Source organism: Amycolatopsis kentuckyensis (genome assembly GCF_041679295.1).
Taxonomy (GTDB): Bacteria; Actinomycetota; Actinomycetes; order Mycobacteriales; family Pseudonocardiaceae; genus Amycolatopsis; species Amycolatopsis kentuckyensis_A.
Map to the genome: position 1 here is coordinate 185,068 of NZ_JBGDMD010000003.1, position 17,373 is coordinate 202,440.

At 72.9% G+C, this 17,373-nt stretch carries 18 protein-coding genes; 11 read left to right on the forward strand and 7 right to left on the reverse strand.

What is annotated here, in order from left to right; all coding sequences use genetic code 11:
* Positions 1-28: 28 nt before the first annotated feature.
* Positions 29-1,267 carry an IS110 family transposase gene (locus ACERZO_RS12560; RefSeq protein WP_372664777.1) on the reverse strand — a complete coding sequence of 413 codons (1,239 nt, stop codon included), beginning with the start codon at positions 1,265-1,267 and terminating at the stop codon, positions 29-31.
* A 248-nt stretch (positions 1,268-1,515) separates the two neighbouring features.
* Between ACERZO_RS12560 and ACERZO_RS12565 the strand changes: the two genes are divergently transcribed.
* The 9 genes from ACERZO_RS12565 to ACERZO_RS12605 all read left to right on the forward strand — a co-directional run bounded on the left by ACERZO_RS12565 (position 1,516) and on the right by ACERZO_RS12605 (position 9,921).
* Positions 1,516-2,361, forward strand: a complete 846-nt coding sequence (locus tag ACERZO_RS12565) for a carbohydrate ABC transporter permease (RefSeq protein WP_372664778.1) — start codon at positions 1,516-1,518, stop codon at positions 2,359-2,361.
* Positions 2,362-2,366: 5 nt separating this feature from the next.
* Positions 2,367-2,924 carry a hypothetical protein gene (locus ACERZO_RS12570; protein ID WP_372664779.1) on the forward strand — a complete coding sequence of 186 codons (558 nt, stop codon included), beginning with the start codon at positions 2,367-2,369 and terminating at the stop codon, positions 2,922-2,924.
* Positions 2,921-4,030: a Gfo/Idh/MocA family protein gene (locus ACERZO_RS12575; protein WP_372664780.1), complete on the forward strand. Its 1,110-nt coding sequence runs from the start codon at positions 2,921-2,923 to the stop codon at positions 4,028-4,030. The genes ACERZO_RS12570 and ACERZO_RS12575 overlap by 4 nt, the downstream gene beginning before the upstream one ends.
* Positions 4,030-5,241, forward strand: a complete 1,212-nt coding sequence (locus ACERZO_RS12580; protein ID WP_372664781.1) for a Gfo/Idh/MocA family protein — start codon at positions 4,030-4,032, stop codon at positions 5,239-5,241. Before ACERZO_RS12575 ends, ACERZO_RS12580 begins: the two co-directional genes overlap by 1 nt.
* On the forward strand, positions 5,238-6,158 hold the full coding sequence (locus ACERZO_RS12585; protein ID WP_372664782.1) for a PmoA family protein: 921 nt from the start codon (positions 5,238-5,240) through the stop codon (positions 6,156-6,158). Before ACERZO_RS12580 ends, ACERZO_RS12585 begins: the two co-directional genes overlap by 4 nt.
* Positions 6,159-6,169: 11 nt before the next feature.
* Entirely contained in the window at positions 6,170-7,447 is a 1,278-nt protein-coding gene (locus tag ACERZO_RS12590) for a pectate lyase family protein (protein ID WP_372664783.1), read from the forward strand.
* A gap of 255 nt (positions 7,448-7,702) precedes the next feature.
* Entirely contained in the window at positions 7,703-8,473 is a 771-nt protein-coding gene (locus tag ACERZO_RS12595; RefSeq protein WP_372665565.1) for a pectate lyase, read from the forward strand.
* A gap of 58 nt (positions 8,474-8,531) precedes the next feature.
* Positions 8,532-9,539 carry a pectinesterase family protein gene (locus ACERZO_RS12600; protein ID WP_372664784.1) on the forward strand — a complete coding sequence of 336 codons (1,008 nt, stop codon included), beginning with the start codon at positions 8,532-8,534 and terminating at the stop codon, positions 9,537-9,539.
* A gap of 70 nt (positions 9,540-9,609) precedes the next feature.
* The gene (locus tag ACERZO_RS12605) at positions 9,610-9,921 is read left to right on the forward strand and encodes a beta galactosidase jelly roll domain-containing protein (RefSeq protein ID WP_372664785.1); all 312 of its coding nucleotides are present in this window, start codon (positions 9,610-9,612) and stop codon (positions 9,919-9,921) included.
* A gap of 50 nt (positions 9,922-9,971) precedes the next feature.
* Here ACERZO_RS12605 and ACERZO_RS12610 read toward each other — a convergent pair whose 3' ends face one another.
* The 4 genes from ACERZO_RS12610 to ACERZO_RS12625 all read right to left on the reverse strand — a co-directional run bounded on the left by ACERZO_RS12610 (position 9,972) and on the right by ACERZO_RS12625 (position 15,091).
* The gene (locus ACERZO_RS12610; RefSeq protein WP_372664786.1) at positions 9,972-11,147 is read right to left on the reverse strand and encodes an amidohydrolase; all 1,176 of its coding nucleotides are present in this window, start codon (positions 11,145-11,147) and stop codon (positions 9,972-9,974) included.
* A gap of 93 nt (positions 11,148-11,240) precedes the next feature.
* On the reverse strand, positions 11,241-12,107 hold the full coding sequence (locus ACERZO_RS12615) for a manganese catalase family protein (RefSeq protein ID WP_372664787.1): 867 nt from the start codon (positions 12,105-12,107) through the stop codon (positions 11,241-11,243).
* 463 nt (positions 12,108-12,570) lie between these two features.
* The gene (locus ACERZO_RS12620) at positions 12,571-14,685 is read right to left on the reverse strand and encodes an AfsR/SARP family transcriptional regulator (protein WP_372664788.1); all 2,115 of its coding nucleotides are present in this window, start codon (positions 14,683-14,685) and stop codon (positions 12,571-12,573) included.
* A gap of 61 nt (positions 14,686-14,746) precedes the next feature.
* Positions 14,747-15,091, reverse strand: coding sequence for a cupin domain-containing protein (locus tag ACERZO_RS12625; protein WP_372664789.1), 345 nt, complete (start codon positions 15,089-15,091; stop codon positions 14,747-14,749).
* Between the two features lie 37 nt (positions 15,092-15,128).
* Here ACERZO_RS12625 and ACERZO_RS12630 point away from each other — a divergent pair, with 37 nt between their 5' ends.
* Positions 15,129-15,725 (forward strand): TetR/AcrR family transcriptional regulator, encoded by a 597-nt coding sequence (locus ACERZO_RS12630; protein ID WP_372664790.1) that lies wholly within the window; start codon positions 15,129-15,131, stop codon positions 15,723-15,725.
* Positions 15,726-15,900: 175 nt separating this feature from the next.
* Positions 15,901-16,047 carry a hypothetical protein gene (locus ACERZO_RS12635; protein ID WP_372664791.1) on the forward strand — a complete coding sequence of 49 codons (147 nt, stop codon included), beginning with the start codon at positions 15,901-15,903 and terminating at the stop codon, positions 16,045-16,047.
* Between the two features lie 4 nt (positions 16,048-16,051).
* Here ACERZO_RS12635 and ACERZO_RS12640 read toward each other — a convergent pair whose 3' ends face one another.
* A complete protein-coding gene (locus ACERZO_RS12640) occupies positions 16,052-16,453 on the reverse strand; it encodes a hypothetical protein (RefSeq protein ID WP_372664792.1) in 402 nt (133 codons plus the stop codon).
* 59 nt (positions 16,454-16,512) lie between these two features.
* Positions 16,513-17,367 (reverse strand): universal stress protein, encoded by an 855-nt coding sequence (locus ACERZO_RS12645; protein ID WP_372664793.1) that lies wholly within the window; start codon positions 17,365-17,367, stop codon positions 16,513-16,515.
* Positions 17,368-17,373: the final 6 nt, after the last annotated feature.

The window sequence follows — 17,373 nt, forward strand, 5'->3', positions numbered from 1 at the left end:
ACCCCTTGTGTCAACCTCGGGCGCAGAATCAGGCTGCGACCTGCTGATTGAGCTGCCGTTGGGCACCGCCGTGCAGCGCCGGGTCGTAGGACGTTCGGTTCTGCCAGCAGCGCCACATGACCCGCACCCGGGCGCGGGCGAGGATGCGGGTGGCGTGCGGGTGGTCCTTGCCCGAGGCCCGCGCCCGGTCGTAGATCCCGGCTGCCCAGGGACTGGAAAACCGGCTATTCGCGGCGAAGGTGGTGATGGCCACGCGCAGGCGTTTGTTGCACGCCCAGCGGAAGGACACGCCGCGGTGTTTGCCGGAAGCCTTGGTGACCGGGGTGATCCCGGACAGCGCGGCGATCGCGTCAGGACGGTCGAACACTTCGCGGGCGTCGCCCCACTCGGCCAGAATCTGGGCCGCGTTGATCGTGCCGGCGCGGGGGAAGGAACGGAACACCGCGCCGTCAGGGTGGGCCTCCATCCGCTCGGCGGTGGCGCGGTCGAGGTCTTTGATCGCGGCGTTGAGGGCGGTGAGCACGTCGACCTGGGCCAGTACTGCGGCGCGGATCCCTTCGGACACCACGGGATCGAGCGTGCCGGCGGGAGTCGAGCGCAGGCGGGCCAGCAGGACGGCGGCGGGTTTCTTGCCGGAGTAGCCGTGCTGGGAGCAGAACGCGGCGAGTTGCTTGTCGCTCAGGTGGGCAGCCGAGGCCGCGGTCGGGTATCGGGTGAGGAAGGCCAGCGCGATCGCGGACTCGATGTTGGCGAAGATGGCCTTGGCGCCGGGCCAGTGGGCATCCAGCAGTGCGGCGAGCTGGTTGGTTACCGCGACACGGGTCTCGACCAGGTCGCCGCGGGTGCGCACCACAGCGCGCAGGCCCTTGGTGTGGCCGGACAACGGCGCGGCCGGACGCAGCCGGTGGAAGCGGACGCGCAGGTAGTCGGCGATCACGTAAGCATCGCCGGGGTCGGACTTCGCGCCGGAGGGCACCTCGTTCTCGCGCCAGGACTTGATCGCGGTGGGCTTGACCGGCAGCACGGGATGTCCGGCCTCGGCCAGGGCGTCGACCAGCCGCCCGTCGGGGCGCTCGATCGCCACGGGAATGCGGTCGGCGTCACCCAGCTTGCCGAGTCGGGTGGCCAGCCGGGTGAACCCGGCGGCGGTGTGCTCGACGGTGAAGGCGGTGACACTTCGGCCGGTCTGGCCGAGCACGCACACAGCGTGCTCGGCGGCGGCCCAGTCGATCCCGACGAAGAACAACGGCTGGTCTTGCAGCGACAACGTGGTCGTCTTCCTGCTCGCGGTGGTCAGCGGGAGCCAGGCGGAGGCGAGGGAACCGAGGGCGGAGTGGTCACTAACCGGCGCTCGAAGGCGCGTCCCTTTGTCATCGCTTCGCGGTTCCGGGGAAGCCGGGGGCGGCAGTGTCATGAAGGCCCACGAAGGGCGACCATGCTAGGCCGTCACCCCGGCTTCCGCCTAGTTCCTACCACAAGCCCCATCCAAGGACTCGCAGGAAAGAGGGTGCACTAGTGACCGTGCTCCCGCGTTCCGCGCGTTCGGCGGGCCGGCACGTGCTGTGCCTCGTGATCGTCGCCGTGGTGCTCTACCCGCTGGTGTGGCTGGCGTTCGCGTCGGTCAAGCCGCCGGACGAGATCCTGTCCCGGCTTTCCCTGCTGCCGACGCGGTTCGTCTTCGACGGCTACACGAAGGGCTGGGAAGGGGCGGCCGACGTCGGGTTCGGCCGCTTCTTCCTCAACTCGTTCGTCGTCGCCGGCCTGTCGGTGGCGGCCAACGTGCTGTCCTGTTCGCTGGCCGCGTACGCCTTCGCCCGGTTGGACTTCCGGTTCCGCGGCGCACTGTTCGCGTTCATGATCACGACGCTGATGCTGCCCTACCACGTGACGCTCATCCCGCAGTACGTGATCTTCCAGCAGGCCGGCCTGGTCAACACCTTCGTCCCGCTGATCCTGCCGAAGCTGCTGGCCACCGAGGCGTTCTTCGTGTTCCTCATCGTGCAGTTCATGCGCGGGATCCCGCGTGAGCTCGACGAAGCCGCGACCATCGACGGCTGTTCGGTCTACCGGACGTTCTGGCACGTCGTGCTGCCGCTGTCGAAACCGGCGCTGGTGACGACGTCGATCTTCACGTTCATCTGGACGTGGAACGACTTCTTCACGCAGATGGTGTACCTGAACGACACGGAGAAGTTCACCGTGCCGCTGGGCTTGCGGCTGTTCGTCGACACCAGCAGCGAGTCGAACTTCGGCGCGATGTTCGCCATGTCGGCGCTCGCGCTCGTGCCGATCGTCCTGTTCTTCCTCGCCTTCCAGCGCCTGCTGGTCGAAGGCGTCACCACCAGCGGCCTGAAGGGGTGACGGTGATGCGAACCCCGTGGCGCACCGGGCTCGCCGACTTTTCGGACTGCCTGCTGACCGGCCTGCTCGTCGCTCTCGCCTCGGTGCCGCTGGTGACCGCGCCGCCGGCGTTCGCGGCGGGCTGCCGGGCCCTGGACCGGACACGGCTCGACATCGGAAGTCCACTGTGGACGACCTTCTGGGCGGACTTCCGGCGGCACGCCCCGGGCGGTCTCGCCTTCGGCGGGCTCGGTCTGCTGGTGGTGCTGGTGTTCGCGGTGGACCTCGAAGTCGTGCGGTCGATGCCGGGTGCCGGGGTGCTCGGACCGGCGTTGTGGGTGCTGGCCGCGGCGGCTGTCGTCGTCGCGGTGCGGACCTGCGGAGTCGTGGCGGCCGGGGAGCCGTCCTGGCGCCGCGCGGTGGTGGCGGCCGCTCGCGAGACCGCGGCGGCACCGGGGAACGCCGTGCTCCTGGCCGGGGCGGCCGGCCTCGCGGTGGTGCTCGTGTGGATGCTGCCGATCCTGGCACTGGTGGTGGCCGGGCCGCTGGCCCTGGCCGCGGTGGCGACCGGCGGCCGCCGATGACCCCCAGGGTCGTCGTCTTCGGCACGGCCGGCTACGCGCGCACGCACCTGCGCCGGGCCCGGGCGCTGCACGACCGCGGCGAGCTCGTCCTGGCCGGCGCGTGCGACGTCCGCGAACCGCCGGACGGCGCCGCCGAGCTGGTGCCGGTGTTCACCCGCGACCCGGCCGAGCTGCTGGCGCGCGTGCCGGCGGACATCGCCGTGATCGCGACCCCGCCGCACACGCACCTGCCCCTGGCCCGGCTCGCGCTCGCCGCGGGCTGCCACGTGCTCGTGGAGAAGCCGCCGGTGCTCGACCTGGCGGCGTTCGACGAGCTGACCGAGCGGGCCCGCGGCCGGGCCTGCCAGGTCGGGTTCCAGAGCTTCGGCTCGCCCGCGGTCGCGGTGATCCGGGCCGTGCTGGCAGGAGGGGCGATCGGGACGGTCACCGGGATCGCCGCCGCGGGCGCGTGGATCCGGCGTGACCGCTACTTCGCGCGCACCGCGTGGGCGGGCCGGCGCCGGCTCGACGGGCGAGCGGTCGTGGACGGCGCCCTGACGAACCCGTTCGCCCACGCCGTCGCGACCGCTTTGCTGCTCAACGGCACGGCCGGGGCGCTGCCCGAGCGGAGCACCGTCGAGCTGTACCGCGCCCGCGAGATCGAAGCGGACGACACGGCGTGCGCCCGCCTGTGCTTCGCCGGCGCCCCGGACGTCGTCGCTGCTGCGACGCTCGCCGCCGAAGCCGATCACGAGCCTTATGTGCTGATCCACGGCACCGAGGGCCGGATCCGGTGGCCCTACAAGACCGACGTCGTCCTCGTCGGGGACGAGCCGGTGCCGGTCGGCCCGCCGGAGGACCTGCTGGCGAACCTCGTCCACCACCTCCGCGACGGCGTCCCGCTGCTCGCGCCGCTGGCCGCCACCCGCGCGTTCACCGCCCTGGTCGAGGCCGTCCGCGATGCACCCGAGCCGCGGCGGCTGCCCCAGGCCCGCACGGTCGGTACCGGGCCGGAGCGCCGGTTCGTCGTGCCGGGCGTCGACCGGGCGGTCGACGCCGCGGCCGAACGCCTTGCGCTCTTCTCCGAACTCGCCCTGCCCTGGACCCCCGCCCGAGAGGAGACGTGATGGTGACGCGCCGGTACGCGATCGTCGGGCTGGGTTCGCGCGCCCAGCTGTTCGCCCAAGCCCTGGCGGGCTCGCCGCGGGCCGAGCTCGCGGCCTTCTGCGACCCCAACGAAACCCGCATGCGCGTCCACAACGGCTGGCTCGCCGCGGCGGTGCCCGGCTACCGGCCGGACGGCTTCGCCGCCATGCTGGCGAAAGAACGCATCGACGTCGTCGTGGTCTGCACACCCGACCACACGCACGCCGACTACGTCGTCGCGGCGCTGCACGCGGGCTGCGACGTCGTCACGGAAAAGCCGATGACCACCGACGTCGACGGCGCTCGGCGGATCCTGGCGGCCCGCCGCGAGACGGGACGCTCGGTGCGGGTCGCGTTCAACTACCGCTACAACCCGGTGCACCGGCGCGTGCGGGAACTGCTCGCGGCGGGCGCGATCGGGGAGGTCGGTTCGGTCGAGTTCAGCTGGCTGCTCGACACCGCGCACGGCGCCGACTACTTCCGCCGCTGGCACCGCGACAAGGCGAACTCCGGCGGCCTGCTCGTGCACAAGTCCGGGCACCACTTCGACCTCGTCAACTGGTGGCTCGGCCGCGGCCCGGAGACGGTGTTCGCGTTCGGCCGCTTGTTCTTCTACGGCGAGGGAAACGGGCACGCGGACGACCGGTTCGCCCTCGACCTCGATGCCTCGCCCCGGCTGCGCGCGCTCTACCGGGACGCCGAGCACGAGGACGGCTACGTCCGGAACCAGGACGTGTTCGCGCCCGGTGTCACGATCGAAGACGACTTGTCCGTGCTCGTGCGCTTCCCCGGTGGTGTGGTGCTGAACTACCACCTGCACGCCTACTCACCGCGCGAGGGCTACCGCGTCGCGTTCTCCGGCAGCTCGGGGCGGCTCGAACTGGACGTCCGGGAAAACGAATACGCCACCGATTCCGGCGGGCCCGCCCGCGCCACGCTGACCGTGCAACGGCAGTGGGCGCCGGCGGAAGCCGTGTTCGACGGGGTCCTCGGCGACGGGCACGGCGGCGGTGACGAGCGGATGCTCGCCGAGCTGCTCGGCGACGCCGAGCCGGACCCGCTGGGGTGCGCCGCCGACCACGAGTCCGGCCTGCGGGCCCTGCTCACCGGCTTGGCCGCCAACCGTTCCGTCGTCACCGGTGCGCCGGTGGCGGTCGACGAGCTGCTGGACGAAATCGGGGAACCGGCGTGAGCCGCGCGGCGGTGGGGGACGGGACCCTGGAGCTGGCCGAAGACGACGACGGCGCGGTGCGCGTCCGCCTCGGCGACCTCGTCCTGGCGGAGTACGTCGTGGCGCCGCCGACGCCCGCCGGGGACTCGCCGAAGCCGTACCTGCACCCGCTGCGGAGCACGGCGGGCGAGACCGTCACCGCGGTCCGGCCGCACGACCACACCTGGCACAACGGCCTGCAGTTCACGATGGCCCACCTGTCCGGCGAGAACTTCTGGGGCGGCCGGACTTACGTGCGCGGCCGCGGCTACACCCCGCTCGACAACAACGGCACCGTCGGCCACGTCCGCTGGGAGAGCATCGCGAGCGCGCCCGCGCACTGCGAACTGCGGCACGAGCTCGCCTGGCGCACCGCGTCGGGCCGGCAGTGGCTGACCGAGCACCGCACGCTGCGCTTCGGCGACGTCTCGCCGGACAGCTGGACCCTCACGTGGTCGAGCCGGCTGCGCAACACGAGCAACCAGGAACTGCGCTGGGGGAGCCCGGTCACCGAAGGGCGCGACACCGCCGGGTACGGCGGGCTGTTCTGGCGCGGCCCGCGCTCGTTCGTCGGCGGCACGGTCCGGACGTCCGACGGCCGGGAGGCGGACGACGCGATGGGGCACCGCGCGCCGTGGCTCGCGTTCACCGGCCGCCACGACGAAAGCCTGCGGACCTCGACGCTGCTGTTCGCCGACAGCCCGGCGAACCCCGGGTTCCCGACCGCCTGGTACGTCCGCGCCGAGCCGTTCCCGGTGGTCAGCTTCGCCGCGACCTACCACCGGCCGTGGCTGCTCGAACCCGGCGGGGAGCTGACGCTGACCCACCACGTCGTCGTCGTGGACGGCGACCCGGAGCCCGCCCGGCTGGCCGAGCTCGCGGCCCGGGCGGCCGAGTAGAAGGAGCCGACATGCGCTGGAAGGCCTTCGCGGGGTGCTTGGCCCTGCTCGGACTCACCCTCACCGCCGGGACGGCGGACGCCCGCGGCCACGACCCGGGCCGCGTCGTGCTCGGCGCGCACGACGGCTGGGGCGCGGGGACGACCGGCGGAGCCGCGGCCGCCCCCGCCGACGTCCACACGGTGACCAAGCGCTCCGAGCTGGTCGCCGCGCTGGCGGCGCACCCGGGCGCGCCGAAGATCGTCTACGTCCGCGGCACGATCGAGGGCAACGTCGACGCCGCCGACCGGCCCCGGACGTGCGACGACTTCGCGGATCCGGGCTACAACCTGCCCGCGTACCTGGCGGCGTACGACCCGGCGACCTGGGGCAAGGCCGAGCCGTCGGGGCCGCTGGAGGAGGCACGGGCGCGGTCGCAGGCCAACCAGGCCGCGCAGGTCGTCGTCGACGTCGGCCCGAACACGACCGTCTACGGCCTCGGCGGCGCCACCCTGCACGGCCTGACGCTGCGCGTCACCGGCGACAACGTGATCCTGCGGAACCTGCGGTTCGCCGACGCGCACGACTGCTTCCCCCAGTGGGACCCGCTCGACGGCGCCGACGGCAACTGGAACTCCGAGTACGACAACGTCGACCTCGTCGGGGCGACGCACGTCTGGGTCAGCCACAACGAGTTCAGCGACGGCGGGAACACCTCGCAGCCGACGTACTTCGGACGCAAGTACGAAGTCCACGATGGACTGCTGGACATCGTCAACGGCTCGGACCTGGTGACGGTGTCGGACAACCGCCTCCACGACCACGACAAGACGATGCTGATCGGCAACACCGACAAGCCGACGTACGACGTCGGCAAGCTGCGCGTCACGGTGCACCACAACCTGTTCGCCGACATCGGGCAGCGCGCGCCGCGGGTGCGGTACGGGCAGGTGCACGTGTACGACAACCTGTATGTGGTGCGGGATGCGGCGGCGTACACGTATTCACTGGGTGTCGGGGTCGAATCGCGGATCTACGCGGAGAACAACTTCTTCCGGATCCCGGCGCCGGTGCCGGTGGGGGCGCTGGTCCACTATTGGAAGGGAACGGTGTTCCACGCGACCGGGACGCTGGTTTCGTCCGGCGCCTCCTTGCCGCGTCCGGTGGACTTGCTCGCCGAGTACAACGCGGCGAACGACCCCGACCTGGGACCGGACGTGGGCTGGACGCCGACGCTGGTGGAGCGGCTGGACCCGGCGTGGGCCGTGCCCGCGCGCGTACTGGCCGGCGCCGGTCCCGTGAGCCGCTGACCCCGAGGTCTTGAATGAGTCATTCAGGACCTCCCAGGACCTGAATGACTCATTCAAGACACCGGACTCCTTCGGCACCGGTCCCGTTTTCTGAAAACCTGGTGCCCGAGCGACCATCCGGGCGACAGGGCCGCCGCTGCGGCCGGTGACATTGACACGCCGATCCCGGTGATCGGAGACTGAGAAAGCGCTTTCAGCACTCAGGAGGACCATTTCCCGCACGGGAAGAACCAAGGAGTGATGAGCATGTCCCCGATATCCCGGGTGCTCCGGGCCGCGGCCGTCGCCGCCCTCGCGGTTTCGGCGGTGGTCGGTGCCGGCGCGACCGCGTCCGCCGCGTCCTGGCCGAACCCGAGCACGAGCGTGCCCGTCGGTGCGACCATCAAGGTCACCAGCGGCACCTACGACGGCGGCCTCAAGCGGTTCTACGGCACCGGTGACCTCGGCACCGGCGGCCAGGACGAGGACCAGGGCCCGCTCTTCGAGCTGGCGAACGGCACCACGCTGAAGAACGTCGTCCTCGGCAACCCGGCCGCCGACGGCGTGCACTGCCTCGGCACCTGCACGCTGCTCAACGTCTGGTGGGAGGACGTCGGCGAGGACGCCGCGACCTTCAAGGGCACCTCGGCCTCGCAGACCATGACGATCGACGGCGGCGGCGCGCGCAAGGCGTCGGACAAGGTCTTCCAGCACAACGGTCCCGGCACGATGTACATCCGGAACTTCCAGGTCGACGACTTCGGCAAGCTGTACCGCTCCTGCGGCAACTGCAAGACGCAGTACAAGCGCAACGTCGTCGTCGACAACGTCACCGCGACCGTGCCCGGCAAGACGCTCGTCGGCATCAACACCAACTACGGCGACACCGCGAAGCTGACCCGGATCACCATCGTCGGGGACTCGAGCCGCAAGATCGTGCCCTGCGAGAAGTACAAGGGCGTCACCAGCGGCGAGCCGACGAAGATCGGCAGCGGGCCGGACTCGACGAACTGCCTCTACACCACCGCGAACATCACCTACCAGTAAGCGACCGGGGGTGCCGGTCGCCGTCCGGCACCCCCGGGCGTCCCCTCGTGGAGGTGCCATGCTCAAGACCCTGCTCCTCGTCTCGGTGCTCACCGGGACGACACTGGCCCCACCCGCCGCGGCGAACGTCGTCGTGGCCAAGGACGGCTCCGGGAACTACCCCACCGTCCAGGCCGGGATCGATGCCGTCTCCGCCGGCGGCACCGTTTCGGTCAAGCCCGGGACCTACCGCGAGGTGATCACCGTTCCCGCGGCCAAGACCGGGATCACCCTGCGCGGCACCACCGGCAAGGCCGCCGACGTCGTCGTCGACTACGACAACGCCAGCGGCACGAAGAAGCCCGACGGTTCGACGTACGGCACGTCGGGCAGCGCGACCGCGACGATCGCCGCGAACGGCTTCACCGCGACCGCGCTGACGTTCCGCAACTCCTTCGACCGCTTGGCCCACCCGGAGATCACCGCGACCCAGGCGGTCGCGGTGAAGACGACCGGCGACCGGATGGTCTTCGACAACGTCACGTTCCTCGGCCACCAGGACACGCTCTACGCCGACACTGCGGCGACCGGCACGGCCGGCCGCCAGTACTACCGCGACTGCGCGATCAGCGGCGACGTCGACTTCCTGTTCGGGCGCGCCACCGCCGTGTTCGACCGGGCGACGATCACCGCGCTCGACCGCGGCTCGAACCCGAACGGCTACCTGACCGCGGCCAGCACCCGCCGCGGCAACCCGTACGGCTTCCTGATCGTCGGCAGCAAGGTGCTCAGCACGGCGGCGACCGGCAGCTTCTACCTGGGGCGGCCGTGGCACCCCGGCGGGGACGTAGACGCCATCGCCCAGGTCGTCGTCCGCGAGACCGCCCTGCCGGCGGCGATCAAGACCACGCCGTGGACGGACATGTCCGGCTTCTCGTGGCGGGACGCCCGGTTCTTCGAGTACCGCAACACCGGGCCGGGCGCGGGTACCGGAACCGACCGCCCGCAGCTGAGTGCCGCACAGGCCGCGACGTTCACCGCTCAGCGCTACCTCGCCGGAAGCGACGGGTGGAACCCCGTCCACTGACCCGACGAAAGTACCGGGCCGTTCCTGTCAGCGTTAACAATCCCTGGATCAGCGTCGAACCGAGGACACCATGAGACTCGCCGCGTCCCGGCCGTCGTCGCCGTGGCGGCCGCCCTGCTGGGCGTGCCCGCCGCCCAGGCCGCGGCTCTTCCTCAACGGGTGGAACGTCGGCCAGTACGTCGCCGACGTGGGGCCGCAGCACACGTTCGCGCTGCCGGCCGGGGTTCTCGACCCGCACGGCCGCAACACCCTGGCGTTGGCGGTGACGAGTGACGGCGGCGCGGGCAACGGCCTGGAACACGTGGCGCTGACCGACCTGGGCTCGGCGCGCGGCGGCGTGCCGGTCCGGCCCGTGTACTCACCGCGGTGGCGACCGTGGTGACGACGTGAATGACTCATTCATGGCGCCTGGCGACAGGAATGAGTCATTCACTACATCCGGCGGGCGACGACGTGGCCGGCCTTGAGGACCAGGTCGCGCGGCGGCCGCGTCACGACGGCGTGGGCCGGGGCCTCGGCGTCGACCACGACGAGGTCCGCGGGCGCGCCTTCGGTGAGCCCGTAGCCGTCGAGACCCAGGGCGCCGGCTCCGCCGTAGGTGACCGCTTCGAGAGCCAGCTCGATGTCCTCGTCCCGGCGGAACGTGCTGCGGTAGGCCAGGTGCATCGCGCGCTCGAGGAGGTCGCCGCTGCCGAACGGGCTCCACAGGTCGCGGATGTCGTCGTGGCCGCACGCCACGTTCACCCCCGCCGCGCGCAGGCGCTTCAGCGGCGGGACCGGGAAGTCGAAGATCGCCGCCGTCGTGATCGTGATGCCCGCTTCGGCCAGGCCCGCCGCCAGCCGGTCCTGCGTCGCCGCGTCCGCCTGGGCGAGCGCGTACGCGTGGCTGACCGTCACCCGCCCGGCCAGCCCGGTCGCCCGTGTCCGCTCGATGATCAGCTCCAGTTCGAACACGCCGAGCGAGCCCGGGTCGTGCAGGTGTAGGTCGACCCGCACACCGTGGCGCTCGGCCAGGCCGAACACGACGTCGAGGTGGCGGACCGGGTCGCGATCCAGCCCCGCCGGGTCGATGCCGCCGACCGCGCGCACGCCGAGGCCGATCGCCCGCTCCAGCAGCTCGGCGGTGCCGGGGTTGGTGAGGATGCCGCTCTGCGGGAAGGCGACCTGCTCGACGGTGATCCGCCCGGCCAGCCGCGCGGCGACGTCGCGCACGACCTCCACCCCGGTCAGGTCCGTGCCGGCGTAGACGTCGGTGTGGGTGCGGACGTGCGTCGTGCCCGCGGCCACCATCGCCTCGAGCAGCGCGGTCACGTGAGCCGGGTCGGGGAGGCCGAGCTCGGCGCGGCGGACGCGTTCGTCGGCGATGCGGTCGGCCAGCGCCGGCCCGGCCGAATGCGGCCGCCACGGCCCGCCGAAGAGCGTCTTGTCGAGGTGGCAGTGGGCTTCGACCAGGCCCGGCAGGACCAGCCGGCCGCCGAGGTCGAGGACGTCGGCGTCGCCGGGATCCAGCCCGGGGCCGATCTTGGCGACGACGCCGTCGCGGACGAGGAGGTCGGCCCGGCCGCCCGCTCTCCACGGGCGGCCGTCACGCAGCAGAAGTCCGGGCATCGTCGCTCCTTCTCGTCGCCGCCCGAGCCTGGCAGCCGGGGGCGGGAGAAGGGAAGGGCCCGGCGCGCCCCGGGGGACGCGCCGGGCTCCCGGTCAGGTCAGCTTGTTCTTGACCGCCTTGGCCTTGCCCTTCGCGGTGCCCTTGGCGTCCTGCAGCGGCGCGTAGGTGCCGTAGAGCGCCGGGTCGGGCTTCGGCGCGGTGCCGGGACCGCCGAGGGGCTCGGGGTCCATCAGGTACTCGATGCCCGCGTCGGTCGTCCAGCTGCTGCCCTTGGCGCCGTCCGGGCCGTCGGACAGGTGCCAGATCGTGTGGTTGTGGGTCTGGTCCTCTTCGTCGAGGAGGGCGCCCGGCGCGATGTCCTCTTCGAGCCCGTCGGCCTTCAGCTCTTCGATGGCGGCCAGCCACTGCTTCTGGTGCACGGTGTCGCGGGCGAGGTTGAACTTCAACATCGCCTTGACGCCCGGGTCGTCGGTCATGTTGTACAGCCGGGCGGTCTGCAGGCGGCCCTGGGCTTCGGCGGCGGCGTTGGCGCGGAAGTCGGCGAGCAGGTTGCCGGAGGCGACGATGTACTTGCCGTTCCACGGGTAGCCGTTGCTGTCCGCGGGGAGCGCGCCGCCGCCGGCGACGATGGCCTGCTGCGGGTCCATCCCGCCGATGACGGCGGCCATCACCGGGTCTTTCACGGCTTCCGCCGTGGCGGTGGCGGGGGCGCCTTCCAGCAGGCGCGCGACCATGGTGGCGAGCATTTCCACATGCCCGATCTCCTCGGTCGCGGTGTCCATGATGAGGTCCTTGTACTTGCCTTCGATGCGGCAGTTCCAGCCCTGGAACAGGTACTGCATCGTGACCGTCATTTCGCCGTAGGCGCCGCCGATGAGTTCCTGCAGCTTGTGGGCGTAGACGGCGTCGGGCCTTTCGGGCTTGGCTTCGAACTGGAGCAGCTTCGTGTGTCGGAACACGCGCGGATGCCTTTCGTCGGCGCCGGTGGTTCCCGGGGCGGAACCGGTGGCCGGAAGCCACCGCATTCCCGGGCGCCCGGGCGATAACCACGGAAACGGCGATTTCCGCGAGGTCTGCCGCCATCGGGAACCGGGTGGGAGCCGATCATCGTTTCCTGTCCCCCGGAAGGAGAAGCCCGGATGCTCGACCCGTCCGACCTGCTGCTGACCGTGACGACCGCGGACCGGGTGGTGTCCGCGGCCCCCGAACGGCTGGTGCTGGACCTGTTCGGCGCCGGCTTCCGCGGGGTGACGGGGGTGGCGGCCCTGGGCCGGCTGCGCAACTACTGCGCGGAGGTGGGCATCGAGCTGGTGGTGAAGCCGTCCCCGGTGGTCAGGCGCGCGCTGGACCTCGTGGCGGCGGGCCGTTGTTCCGGTTGGAGGGCCGCGAGACGGCGACGCTCGCGGCGCGCTGAAGGCCCTTTCACCGGCCGAAGGTGCGTGCCTCCTCGTCGGCTGCTCGCAGTTCCTGTTCCGCCGCCACGACATCGCCCGGGTCGCCGCGCCGGACCAGGGCTTCCGCGTGGCGGCGCCGGGAGAACACCACCGCCGGCCAGTGGGCCAACGCCAGGTTGTGGTGGACCGCCGCGCGCAGGTGGGCCACCGCGCGGTCCGGGTCGTCCGTCGTCAGGGCCGCCGTGCCCAGCGGGTAGTGGATCGACCCGAAGCACGCGATCGCCAGGCTCGCCATCGCCGGCAGGTGGCCGAACGGGCGCAACAGCTCGGACACCCGCTTCGCCGTTTCGACGTCGCCCAGCAGGTAAGCGGTTTCCGCCGCGCCGCACAGGGAAATCAGCCACGTGCTCGACCGCGGCAACGCCCCCAGGTCGCCGCCGCACAGGCGGGCCAGCGCGCCCGCGGCCGTCCGGCGGTCGCCCGCCGAGGCCGCCGCCACCGCCAGCGCCGCGTAGTAGGAGTTGTCGATCGGGCTGAGCGTGGGGGAGTGCATCAGCCCGTCCAGCACCGGCATCAGCTCGCCGAGCCGGCCCTGGAACCACCGGATCGCCACCAGCTGCGCGCCGTACCAGCCGAGCGCGTCCAGATCGCCCGCCGCCTGGCCCACCTCCGCGCACGCCTGCGCGCCCTGCTCGGCCTCGCGGAAGCGGCCGGCGCGGATGGCGAGCATGACCTTCAGCGCGTCCGCGACGAACCCCGCGGCGAGGTGCCGGCGCGCCGCCAGGAGCGCGTCGAGTTCGCCGAGCCGGCGCTGCGCGTGCGGGTCGCCGGCCAGGAAGAGGTCGACGGTGTCCCACAGCACCCCCATCACGAGGTCGGTGCGCCGCCCGGACCGGCCGCTCACCCCGACCAGCTCGGTGGCCAGCTCGTGGCGCCGGGCCGGGTGGTCCGGGCCGAGCAGGCAGTGGTGGGCCAGGCTCAGCGCCTCGGCGTGCGCGGCCGCGTCACCGGCCCGCCGCGTCTCCTCGACGGCGGCCAGGATCCGGTCGTGCGTGACGTGCTGGTAGTCCTCTTCGCCGGCGAGCCGCGTCCGCAGCCGGCGGGCGAGCACCGACGCCGGATCGACCTGCGCCAGCGCGTGCCGCAGCCGCGTGAGCAGCAGCTCGTACGCGGCGGACGTCCGGTGCTCGTGCACCCACACCCCGCCGAGGCCGAGGGCCGCGCGGGCGAGCCCGTCGGCGTCCCCGGCCTGCTCGGCGCGGCGGTAGGCGGTCTCGAAGTGCTCCCGGCCGGTGCGCAGGTCGCCGTCCTCCAGCAGCGCGTGCTCCCCGGCGGCCAGCGCGTCGTCCGGGACGGTCGCCACGGTCCCGGCCCGGACCGCGAGCAGCCCCGGGTCGTGGGTGAGGACCTGCCGGTGCACCTGCGCCAGCACCGGCGACGGCTCCACCCCGGACGCGGTGATCAGCCCGTGCCGGGCCCGGCGGAACGCCGCCAGCGCGTCACCCTGGCGCCCGGCGCGGTAGAGCGCCGTCATCAGCTGCGCCCACAGCCGTTCGTGGCCGGGGAAGGCGGCGGTCAGCGCCTCCAGCTCGGCGATCAGCCCGGTGTCCTCGCCGGCGGCGAGGTCGGCGTCGATCCGGTCCTGGACGGTGTCGTGGCGCAACCGGTCCAGCCGCATCCCTTCGGCCTTCAGGGTTTCGACGTCGTCGAACTCCTCGTACGCGTTTCCGCGCCACAGCGCCAAAGCAGCGGTCAGGTGCTCGCGCGCGACGTCGGGCTCCCGGGCGGCGAGCGCGCGCCGTCCCTCCGCGGCGAGGTGCTCGAACCGGGCCGCGTCGAGCGCTTCCGGCTCGACGTGCAGCACGTAGCCGGGCGGGCGGGTCTGGATCAGCCGCGGGTCCACGGAGCCGCGCAGCCGCGAGAGGTAGGTCCGGACGGTGCGGTCCGCGTGCGCGGGCGGCCGCTCGCCCCACAGCGCGCGGCCGAGCGCGGGGACGCTCACTACGTGACCCGCCTCCGCCGTCAGCACGGCCAGCAGGGCCCGCAGCCGCGGCCCGCCGACGTCCCGTGGTGCGCCGCCGATCCGGACCTCGAACGGTCCCAGCACTCCGAGGTCCACCCCGCCGGTGGTGTTCCCGACCATCCCCGCCCCTCCGCGTTCAGGTCTACAGGAGCCTGGCGGGGCGCGCGAGATACGTCGTGGCTCAGGGCTCGCCGGGGCCCAGCGCGGCACCCGGAACGTTCGTGTGCCCGGGTTCCTTGAGTTCGACGAAAAAGGCGTGGGTCGGCGTGTCGCCGACGTTTTCCCCGGCGTGTTCCTGCGCCGCCACCCAGCGCGCTTCCCCGGCGGACAGGTCGACGCGCACCTCGCGCCCACCCGCGGAGATGCGGCGGCTGAAGGAGCTGAGCGTGACCATCACGGTGTCGGGGTGCCGGTGCGGCGCGGTCCGGTCGCCGGGCCGGTCGCGGTATTCGAGGACCCGCACCCGGTCGTTCTCGAGGACCACGCGGTAGAGGTCGGGGTTCGTTTCGGCCGGGTCGGCGGTCATGGCGTCCTCCTTTATGGGACTTGGGTACCATGATGGCATGGAAGTGCCATATGAGTCCACGGGTCGCCGGCGGCAGAAGGGCCGGACCCGGGCGGCGCTGGTCGAGGCCGCGCACGAGCTGCTGGCGCGTGGAGGAGCCCCGACGGTCGAGGACGCCGCGGCGACGGCCGGGATCTCGCGCACGACGGCGTACCGGTACTTCCCGAACCAGCGCGCGCTGCTGCTGGCGGCGTACCCGCAGATCGACGCCGACGCGGGCCTGCTCCCGGCCGACGCGCCCGCCGACCCCGCCGCGCGGTTGGACCTGGTCATGCGCGAGTTCATCGCGTTCACGATCCGCTGGGAGCCCCAGCTGCGCGCCCAGCTGAGGCTGTCGCTGGAGCCGGGGGCGGAGCAGCCGGTCCTGCGCGGCGGCCGGGCGATCCGGTGGATCGAGGAGGCGCTGGCCCCGCTGGTGGAGACGCACCCGGAGGTCGACGTGCACGGTCTCGCGGTCGCGATTCGTTCGGCGACGGGGATCGAGTCGCTGGTGTGGTTGACGGATATCGGCGGGCTGGATCGCGAGCGCGCGGCGGAGGTGCTGGCGGCCTCGGCGCGGGCGATCTTCCGGGCTGCCGTGGAACCGGCGGGGTGAGCCGGGGATCGAGGGGCCGATCCCCGGCGAATGCCCCCGGTCCGCCGCTCAGCCCACGGCGGCTCGCACCGGTTTGGGCGGTGGCCGCGGGGCCGCCACCCGGCCAACCCGCGGCGGCTGGCATCACCAGTTGGGCGGTGGCCGCGGCTCAGCCCAAGGCGGCTCGCATCGCCAGTTGGGCGCCGCCACCGTCGTCTTCTTCGGCTCCTGGGCCGCCCGCGCGCGGGGCCGCGAGCGCACCGGTATCCGGTTGAGCCGGTGCGGCGCCGCGATCCTCGTCGCCGGCGGCTTCCTCGGCGGCCACGTCGGCCGCGGCCGCTGACGGCCTAGGTGATCGGCACCGTCGCCGTGCAGGCCGTCGTGCCGTTGTCGAACTTCGTCGACGCCGTGCCCCGGGCGGTGGCCGGGATCGAAAGCCCCGTCGGGAAGTACTGGGTGCCGTTCGTCGCCGGGCCGGTCCAGCTGTAGACCGCGTGCGTGCCCAGCCCGTCGCTGTAGGAGATCCGCAGCGTCTGAGTGCCCGAGTCCCCGATGTACGGCCCCGACGTCGTGATGGAGCCGATCGGGTGGTGGTAGCCGCCGGACGTCTCGTAGCGCAGCGTGAACGTCCCGCTGAAGCCGCCGGCGTTGCAGGTGCTCGTGACCTGCTTGACGGTCGCCGCCTGCACCGGCGCCGCCAGCGCCGTGGCCAGCACCGCGACGAGTCCCGCTCGCACCACTGTCTTCATCTGGTTCTCCCTCTCGTTCCGCGCCATCCTGCCGCGCCGCGCTTCCGTCCCGCTTCCGCTCAACGGGCGGTGCGGACGAGCAGGACCGGGCACGCCGCGTGGTGCAGCAGCGCCTGGCCGGTCGAGCCGAGCAGCAGCCCGGGGAAGCCGCCGCGGCCGCGGTCGCCGACGACGACCAGCTGCGCGGTGCCGCTGCGGTCGATCAGCTCGCGCCGCGGGTGGGCGTGGACGACGACCTGCTCGACGGGAACGTCACCGGTGTCGTGGTCGTGGAGCCGCTCGCCGAGCAGCCGCCGCCCGGCGTCGTCGACGCACCGCGGGTCCGGCCGCGGCGGCGGCGTGTCCGCCCACGCGTGCAGGACGACCAGGGGAGCGCGGCGGGCGCGGGCTTCGGTGACGGCCGCCGCGAGCACTCGCGCGCCGGCTTCGCTGCCGTCGATCCCGGTGACGACGGGTCGGTCGCCCGCGCCGGGCTCGTCCCAGCTGTCCCCGCGGACGACGACGGTGTCGCAGCGGGCGTGCGTCCCGAGCGCGGCGGCGACCGAGCCCGCCAGCAGGCTGGTGAGCCTGCCGTGCCCGGCGGAGCCGACGACGAGCAGCGACGCGGCGCGCGACGCCTCGATCAGCGTCTGGGCGGCGCGGTCGGGGTCGAGCCGGGTGGCGGCGTCCGGAACCCCTTGCGCCGCAGCGAGTTCCCGCGCGGTCCGCAACGCCCGCCGGCCCCGGGCGCGCAGCGCGTCGATCATCTCGTCGGGCGGCGGCACGACCCCGCCCGCGAGCAGCGCGGGAACGTCGAGAGCGTGCACGATCTCCAGGGGCGCGTCCCGCAGGCAGGCGGTCCGCGCGGCCCACCGGACGGCGTCCAGGGACTCGGCCGACCCGTCCACCCCGGTGACGATCGGCGCAGCGGTCATCCGCCG